Origin of the sequence: Rhizobium sp. UBA1881 (genome assembly GCF_002338015.1) — a bacterium.
Classification (GTDB): Bacteria; Pseudomonadota; Alphaproteobacteria; order Rhizobiales; family Rhizobiaceae; genus Rhizobium.
The window spans coordinates 1-8,017 of sequence record NZ_DDHH01000188.1 but is presented as its reverse complement, the minus strand read 5'-3'; the positions used below and the strand labels follow the sequence as shown (position 1 = coordinate 8,017).

8 protein-coding genes are annotated in these 8,017 nt (G+C 61.6%); 7 read left to right on the top strand and 1 reads right to left on the bottom strand.

Annotation, left to right across the window (positions count from 1 at the left end; genetic code table 11):
* From hutG to B3605_RS22720, 7 genes are all read left to right on the top strand, one after another.
* Positions 1 to 593: N-formylglutamate deformylase (gene hutG, locus B3605_RS22750; RefSeq protein ID WP_296436140.1), on the top strand; the 593-nt coding region annotated here is incomplete at its 5' end.
* A 2-nt stretch (positions 594 to 595) separates the two neighbouring features.
* Positions 596 to 2,281: a urocanate hydratase gene (gene hutU, locus B3605_RS22745; RefSeq protein WP_296436139.1), complete on the top strand. Its 1,686-nt coding sequence runs from the start codon at positions 596 to 598 to the stop codon at positions 2,279 to 2,281.
* 178 nt (positions 2,282 to 2,459) lie between these two features.
* Positions 2,460 to 3,044, top strand: coding sequence for a HutD family protein (locus B3605_RS22740; protein ID WP_296436137.1), 585 nt, complete (start codon positions 2,460 to 2,462; stop codon positions 3,042 to 3,044).
* Positions 3,045 to 3,233: 189 nt separating this feature from the next.
* A complete protein-coding gene (tauA, locus tag B3605_RS22735; RefSeq protein ID WP_296436135.1) occupies positions 3,234 to 4,259 on the top strand; it encodes a taurine ABC transporter substrate-binding protein in 1,026 nt (341 codons plus the stop codon).
* Between the two features lie 64 nt (positions 4,260 to 4,323).
* Entirely contained in the window at positions 4,324 to 5,115 is a 792-nt protein-coding gene (locus B3605_RS22730; protein WP_112973556.1) for a taurine ABC transporter ATP-binding protein, read from the top strand.
* Complete coding sequence (locus B3605_RS22725) at positions 5,112 to 5,966, top strand: ABC transporter permease subunit (RefSeq protein ID WP_112941943.1); 855 nt, start codon at positions 5,112 to 5,114, stop codon at positions 5,964 to 5,966. Before B3605_RS22730 ends, B3605_RS22725 begins: the two co-directional genes overlap by 4 nt.
* A gap of 139 nt (positions 5,967 to 6,105) precedes the next feature.
* Positions 6,106 to 7,551: an FAD/NAD(P)-binding protein gene (locus tag B3605_RS22720; protein WP_296436132.1), complete on the top strand. Its 1,446-nt coding sequence runs from the start codon at positions 6,106 to 6,108 to the stop codon at positions 7,549 to 7,551.
* 25 nt (positions 7,552 to 7,576) lie between these two features.
* On the opposite strand, the gene B3605_RS22715 is transcribed toward B3605_RS22720, so the two are convergent.
* Positions 7,577 to 8,017, bottom strand: a 441-nt coding sequence (locus tag B3605_RS22715) for a hypothetical protein (RefSeq protein WP_296436129.1), incomplete at its 5' end; no start/stop codon positions are given.

Below are 8,017 nucleotides of genomic sequence, written 5' to 3'. Positions count from 1 at the left end.
GCGATCCATCGGGAACAAGTCTCTATCCCGGCCAGAATACAACCGGGCTGGTGCCCGCGACGGATTTCGACGGCCTTTCGATCTGGAAGGAGGGCCAGGCACCTGATGAGGCTGATATCGGCGAGCGCCTGCGCGATTTCCACGCACCCTATCATGCCGCCCTTGCGGCCGAAATCGAGCGGGTGAAGGCAATTCACGGCGTCGCCATCCTCTATGACTGCCACTCGATCCGCTCGCACATTCCTTTCCTATTCGAGGGCAAACTCCCGGACTTCAATATCGGCACTGACATGGGCAAGACTTGCGCCGTGGAGTTCGAGCGCGTGACGGCCGAAATCGCTGGTTATGCGGCTGGCTATACCAGCATCGTCAACGGGCGCTTCAAGGGCGGCTGGACGACACGTCACTATGGTCAGCCGACCACTGGTGTTCATGCAATTCAGATGGAAATAGCCCAATCGGCCTACCTCGAGACCGAAGCCGTGCCCTTCGCCTATGGCGAAGAGAAGGCGGCGGCCTTGAGGACGCATCTGAGAACTATTCTCTCCCGCATCGAAGCGGTCGCCCAAGAACTCAAAGCAATGGGGAACTGATTATGAATAATCCACGACACAACATTCGCGATGTCAGAAGCCCGCGCGGGTCCGAGCTCAATGCAAAGAGCTGGATGACCGAAGCGCCACTGCGCATGCTTATGAACAACCTCGACCCGGACGTGGCGGAAAACCCGCACGAGCTAGTGGTTTATGGTGGCATCGGCCGTGCAGCGCGTACCTGGGCCGATTTCGACCAGATCATCGCAACGCTGAAGACACTGACGGAAGAAGAGACGCTTCTTGTTCAATCCGGCAAGCCGGTCGGCGTGTTCCGCACCCACAAGGACGCGCCGCGCGTCTTGATCGCCAATTCCAACCTCGTGCCGCACTGGGCGACCTGGGATCATTTCAACGAGCTGGATAAGAAGGGTCTTGCCATGTACGGCCAGATGACCGCCGGCTCGTGGATCTATATCGGCACTCAAGGGATCGTACAGGGCACCTACGAGACCTTCGTCGAAGCCGGCCGCCAGCACTATAATGGCGACCTCAAGGGCAAGTGGATCCTGACGGGTGGTCTCGGTGGAATGGGCGGCGCGCAGCCGCTCGCAGCCGTCATGGCCGGCGCCTGCTGCCTCGCAGTCGAAAGCGACGAGACGCGCATCGATTTTCGCCTGCGCACCCGTTATGTCGACGCCAAGGCGAAATCGCTGGATGAGGCCCTTGCCATGATCGCCGAATGGACGGCGAAGGGTGACGCCAAGTCGGTCGGCCTGCTCGGCAATGCCGCCCAAATTTTCCCCGAGCTCGTGGCCCGCATGAAATCAGGCGGCCCGCGTCCCGATATTGTCACCGACCAGACCTCTGCGCATGACCCGCTCAATGGGTATCTGCCGATCGGCTGGACCGTTGCTGAGCACAAGGCCAAGCGGGAAAGCGATCCGAAGGCGGTAGAGGCCGCCGCCCGCGCCTCGATGAAGAAGCACGTCGAAGCCATGGTTGCCTTCTGGGATGCCGGCGTGCCGACGCTCGATTACGGCAACAACATCCGCCAGGTCGCCAAGGATGAGGGTCTCGAAAACGCTTTCGCCTTCCCGGGCTTCGTGCCGGCCTATATCCGCCCACTGTTTTGCCGCGGCATCGGGCCATTCCGCTGGGCAGCCCTTTCGGGCGACCCTGAAGATATCTACAAGACCGACGCCAAGGTGAAGGAGCTGCTGCCCGACAACAAGCACCTGCACAACTGGCTCGACATGGCGCGTGAGCGCATCTCCTTCCAGGGCCTGCCGGCGCGCATTTGCTGGGTCGGCCTCGGTGATCGCCACCGCTTGGCGCTGGCCTTCAACGAGATGGTCAAGAACGGAGAACTCTCGGCCCCCGTCGTCATCGGACGCGACCATCTCGACAGTGGCTCGGTCGCCTCGCCGAACCGCGAGACCGAAGCGATGAAGGACGGTTCGGACGCCGTGTCCGACTGGCCGCTCCTCAATGCGCTCCTCAATACCGCATCCGGCGCCACCTGGGTCTCGCTGCATCACGGCGGCGGCGTCGGCATGGGCTTCAGCCAGCATTCGGGCGTAGTCATCTGCGCCGACGGCTCCGACGACGCGGCAAAGCGCCTTGAGCGCGTGCTGTGGAACGATCCTGCGACCGGCGTCATGCGCCACGCCGACGCCGGCTACGACATCGCCATCGATTGCGCTAAGGACAAGGGCCTGCGTCTGCCGGGCATTCTCGGAAACTGACGATGCAAAAACCGGGCCTCAAGCGAGAACGAGGCCCGGTTCTTGAAGCACGGTCTCATCCCCTTGCTCGCAGTGCCGGGCGTGTCCTATCGCCCGGGCCTCATATACTTTGAATGAAGACATCAGCCTGCCGCTGTTGGGCGCTGCGCGTCCGTCACTCGCGAGCCCTGGAGATCGCATGACCCGTGCCACAATCCTTGCTGCCAGTCGCTACCGCCGCATGCCGTGGAAGAACGGCGGTGGGGAGACGGTGGAGATTGCGATTTCACCTGCTGGCTCCGCACTTTCATCGTTCGATTGGCGCATCAGCATGGCAACGGTTGCAACCGATGGACCGTTTTCGATCTTCCCCGGCATCGACAGGACCTTGTCGATCCTCGACGGCGAAGGAATGTCGCTTGGAATCGGCGGCAGCGCGCCAGTTGCTCTGACGCAGACGAGCGCCCCGCTCGCCTTCCCCGCCGATGTGCCGGTTTCGGCAACGCTTACATCCGGACCGATTACCGATCTCAATGTCATGACCCGGCGTGGCGGCACGCAACACCAGGTCGAGCGTCTTGTAGTCAACGGCGAGGTCAAATTTTCCGGTGCGGCCGGCACGCTGCTCGTCTTTTGCCATCGCGGCACACTCAAACTGACTTGGACGGACGGCCAGGCCTCGCTTGGCGAGGGCGATACGGTGCTGCTGCAGGATGCAACAGGCACCCCACTTAAAATCGATGGGCAAGCCGATTACTACGTCATAACGATCGACGCCGCCTGACGGACGCCAGACGCGGCCTTCTCACGACAAGCCGCAAACGTCCGCCCACCAAATCAGGCGCAAAACAATATTGTCAGCATAGTCTATAAAATAGATAGTTTTATCTGTGTGCCGATCATGGGCCGCCGTAGTGTTTTCCAGTCGAAACAAGTTGAGCCGACGCAAAGGCGCGGCATCTGGGGGCGAAACATGAATATCAAGAGTCTTATCGCAGGATTGACCGCAGGACTTACACTTGGCGTGGCTGTCGTGGCCGCTCCGTTCCTGGCACAGGCAGCCGACAAGAAGGTCGTCGTTGCCTACCAGACGGACGCATTGCCGTCGTCGGTCGCCATCGCCAATGGCGAGTTTGCCAAGGCGACGGGCTATGACATCGACTTCCGCAAGTTCAATTCGGGCGCAGAGATCTTCGCAGCAATCGCTTCCGGCGACGTGCAGGTCGGCTATGTCGGCTCCAGCCCGTTCGCGGCTGCCACCTCGCGCGGCCTCGCCGTCAAGGCCTTCTACCTCTCGTCGATCTCGGGCATCGACGAGGCGCTCGTCGTCCGCGACGGTTCGGGCATTTCCTCGCTCGACGACCTGAAGGGCAAGAAGCTCGCGGCAGCGCCCGTCTCCACCGACCACTACCAGCTCCTGGCGCTGATCAAGTCGCTCGGCCTCAGCGAGAAGGACGTGCAGGTCTTCGCCATTCCGCAGCCCGAGATCGTCGCCAGCTACAACCGCGGCGACATCGATGGCGGCTTCGTCTGGGATCCGGCGCTTACCGAATTGAAGAAGAAGGGTAAGGTGCTGGTCACCTCCAAGGATGTTGCCGACAAGGGCGCGCCGACCTTCTCGGCCTGGGTCGCGGCCTCGACATTCGCCGATGAAAACCCCGAGTTCCTGAAGGGCTTCGCGGGTGTCATCAACACCTATTACGCCTCCTTCGCCAAGGACAAGAAGGCCTGGGAGGCCGACAGCGAAAACGCCAAGCTGCTTGCCAAGGCGCTCGGCGGCACGCCCGAACAGCAAGCGGCGGCGCTGAAGAACCTGACGCTTCTGACGCCGGACGTCCAGGCCTCCGAAGCATGGCTCGGTGGCGGGGAAAAGGCTGGTGCGGCCAAGATCCTCAAGGACACCGCCACTTTCCTCAAGGAACAGGGCAAGGTCAGCGAAGTGCTGCCGAGCTACGCTGCCTTCGTTACCGCCGACGCGCTCAGCAATCCGAGCAACTAAACTATCGCGGCAATGACGCTGGCGTGATCCGCGCCGGCGTCCCTACTTCTCAAAGAGACCTGACATGCTCAAAGTCGATCACGCGAGCGTCTACTTCAAGACACGAGACGGCAAAACGGTCCATGCGCTCGACCGCGTCTCGCTCGCCATTCCCGAAAACAGCCTCATTGTGGCGCTCGGCGCTTCCGGCTGCGGCAAGTCCACGCTGCTCAACGCCATTGCCGGTTTCCTGCCACTGTCTGAGGGCACGATCACGCTCGACGGGCGACCCGTGACATCACCCGGTGCCGATCGTGGCGTCGTGTTCCAGAAGGATACGCTGCTCCCCTGGAAGACGGTCATCGACAACGTCGCCCTCGGCCTCAAATTCGCCGGCGTGCCGAAGAGCGTCCGCCGCGAACGCGCCGAGCGACTGTTGCACCTGGTCGGCCTCAAGGATTTTGCGGCTGCCTTCCCCTATGAGCTCTCCGGCGGCATGCGCCAGCGCGTCGGTATCGCAAGAGCACTCGCCACCGAACCAGCCGTGCTCCTGATGGACGAGCCCTTCGGCGCGCTCGACAGCCTCACCCGCGAGCAGATGCAGGAACTACTGGTCTCGATCTGGAAAGAGACGCATACCCGCATCTTCTTTATCACCCACTCGATCGAGGAAGCGCTGTTTCTCGGTACCCAGGTAGTGGTGATGTCGCCTCGCCCCGGCCGCATCGTTGCCCGCTTCGATCTGGATTTCGTGCGCCGCTTCGCCGAGACCGGTGACGCCAGGGCGGTTAAGACATCGCCGGAATTTGCCAATCTGCGGGAAGAAATCCGTGACATCCTGCATGGGTCGGAAGAGCTGAGGAGTGCCGCTGAATGAGCGATTTCACCGAAACCGGCCGCGTCGTCATCGGCTCGCCTGCCGAACATCCGAAGCTCGTCAAGATGAAAGGCTTTGGCGCCGGCGACAGGCCGACTGTGCTGATCAGCATTGCAACCGCGCTTGTGCTTCTCGGTGCCTGGTGGCTCGTCGCAAAACTGGCGCTGGTGCCGCATCTCTTCTTGCCGACACCGCAGGAGGTCTGGACGCAGGTTGGTGCTATCTACAACGATGGTTATGCCGGCGCCTCGCTTTACGAGCATGTCTCCGCAAGCCTTTTTCGCATTGTCACCGCCGCCGCCATTGCCACCATTGTCGGCATTCCCGTCGGCCTGCTGATGGGGTTGAACCGCTGGGTCAAGGGCGTTTTGGATACGCCCATCGAATTTTACTGGCCACTGCCGCCGCTGGCCTATCTGCCGCTGATGATCATCTGGCTCGGCATCGGCGAGACCTCCAAGGTGACGCTATTGGTGCTCGCCATGTTTGCGCCGATCTGCCTCTCGGCACAGGCCGGTGTCCGCTCCTTGCCGATCGAGCGCGTCAACGCCGCGCGCACGCTGGGCGCACGCCCCTGGCACATTTTGATCAGCATTGTCTTGCCTTCGGCGCTGCCGGAAATCCTGACAGGTCTCAGGATCGCGCTCGGCATCGGCTGGGGCACCCTGGTGGCCGCCGAATTGATCGCATCGACCAGAGGTATCGGCTACATGATCATGTCAGCTTCGCAGTTTCTGGCGACAGACGTCGTCTTCGTTGGCATCGGCATCATCGCCGCCTGTGCTTTTTCCTTCAGCGCCGCCATCCGCATCCTTGAAGCCGTGCTGGTGCCGTGGAAGGGGAAGAGCTAGCAATCGTAGCAGGTCATCTCCGCTTCGCGCGGATCGGGTAAGCTGGCCGAGCCTTGCTCTCGGCCAGCGTTGCCAGATGCATGGACGATGCCTAGATTGCGATCGATGCCGCAAGACAGACCGAAATGGACAGCAGACCGTGAATGACGACGATACCTTTCCTTCCCCGGCGGCGCTAAACGGCGCTCGCCGTCGGCCGCTTGTCGCCATTATCGGCGGCGGCGTTTCGGGCGCGGGTGTCGCTTACCACCTGGCGCTTGCGGGGCGGGATCACCCCCCTGCCATTACTGTATTCGAGCCGCGCGCCGAACTCGGCCGCGGACTTGCCTATGACACGAACGACCCCGCACACCGCATCAATGTGCCCGCGGCCAGGATGAGCCTTCTGCCCGAGCATCCCACAGATTTCCTCGAATGGATCGAGCTCAACGACGCGATTGCCGACGATCCCGCTGCCCGTCGTGTCGATGGGGCCGTCTTTCCTCGCCGAGCGCTGTTTGGGCGCTATGTTGCATCAGCCTTGCGGCCGCTTGTCGAAACCGGGGCCGTCAGGCACCGACGGGCACTTGTCACCGACGTCGAGCGCGACGGCGCTTTCTGGCGTCTTTCAGACAGCCAGGGCGGCCAGACTTTCGCCGACTATCTGGTGATCGCGACAAGTCACCCCTCGCCATCTCCCCCATCGGCAGTGATGACGCTTGCCGGCCATCCGAAATTCGTCGCCGATACCACCGTGCCGGGCGCGCTAGACGCGATCAGCTCCGAGGATCGTCTCCTCGTTGTCGGCAACGGGCTGACGGCGGCAGATGTCGTCGCGTCACTTGCAAGCACCGGCCATCGCGGCCCGGTGACGTCGATCTCTCGACGAGGATTGAGATCGCGAGGTCATCCAGCAATCGCACAGGATCCGTTTGGCGCCTTCGAGACAGTTCCCTTTGAGAGTGCCACGCAGCTCTTGCGCCTCGTGCGCCGCACCATCCGCGAAGCCGAGCAGGCGGGTCACACATGGCATGCCGTACTCGATCAGGTGCGTGGTCATGGGCATATGATTTGGCGGGCACTACCGGTGTCGGAGCGCCGCCGGATCGTTCGCCACCTTCGACCCTTCTGGGACGCGCACCGCTTCCGCATTGCGCCACAGGTGGAAGAGGTGCTTGACGAGGCGCTCGCCAACGGCCGGATGGAAGTGCTGCCCGCGTCCATTACCAGTATCGGTCGCCAGGGCGAGGAGATCAATGTCGTGCTGCGACAGCGCAACGCCGCTGTGTTGGAACGGGTTTATGACGCGGTGGTCGTTACCACGGGCCCGGCCCATGGCGGTATTCTGAACAGTCAGTCGTGGTTGATGAAGCTACGCGATCTCGGCCACCTGCGGCTTGATCCGACCGGGCTCGGCATTGCCTGCAACCTGTCATGCGAGGCACTGGCGGGCGATGACCAACCGGATCCGACATTGCTGATCTCGGGCCCCTTGGCACGCGGCAGCTTCGGTGAACTAATGGGTCTGCCGCAGATCACCGAGCACGCCGTCTTCGTCGCAAGTGAGCTTGACAAGAAAGTCGAAAAAAACACTGAACGATATTGATATTATTGATGAAGCAATGGCTTCTCTATCGAGAAACGCGCTCGGCGAACGCTTCCAGCTCCGGATCGAATTCGACTTCAACGACATTGTTGAATACGGCGGTCGCGATCATAATGCCCGCGAAAGCAACGAGATCGACCAGCGTCTTCGCGTCGTAGCGACGCTTGAGCTGCGTCCAGATCTCGCTCGGGATGGCGTTGGAATCGGCGACAATCGCCTTGCCGAACGCGTCGAGCAAAATCTCTTCCTCGCTAAGTTCGAGGGTATCCGGATCAAAGCCGTTATTGATCAGCGCGCGGCGAAAAAAAGTGATTGCGATCTTCGAGTTGCAGGCCTTCGAAATCGCGTGCGAGAAGATCCAGATCGGCCGGTCGCTGATCGAAGCCAGTTCGGCGCGCAGCGTAAACCATTCCGCATAGATACGGTGTGCCTGAGGCGAATGTAACAGCGTCCGCTTCATGTTGGT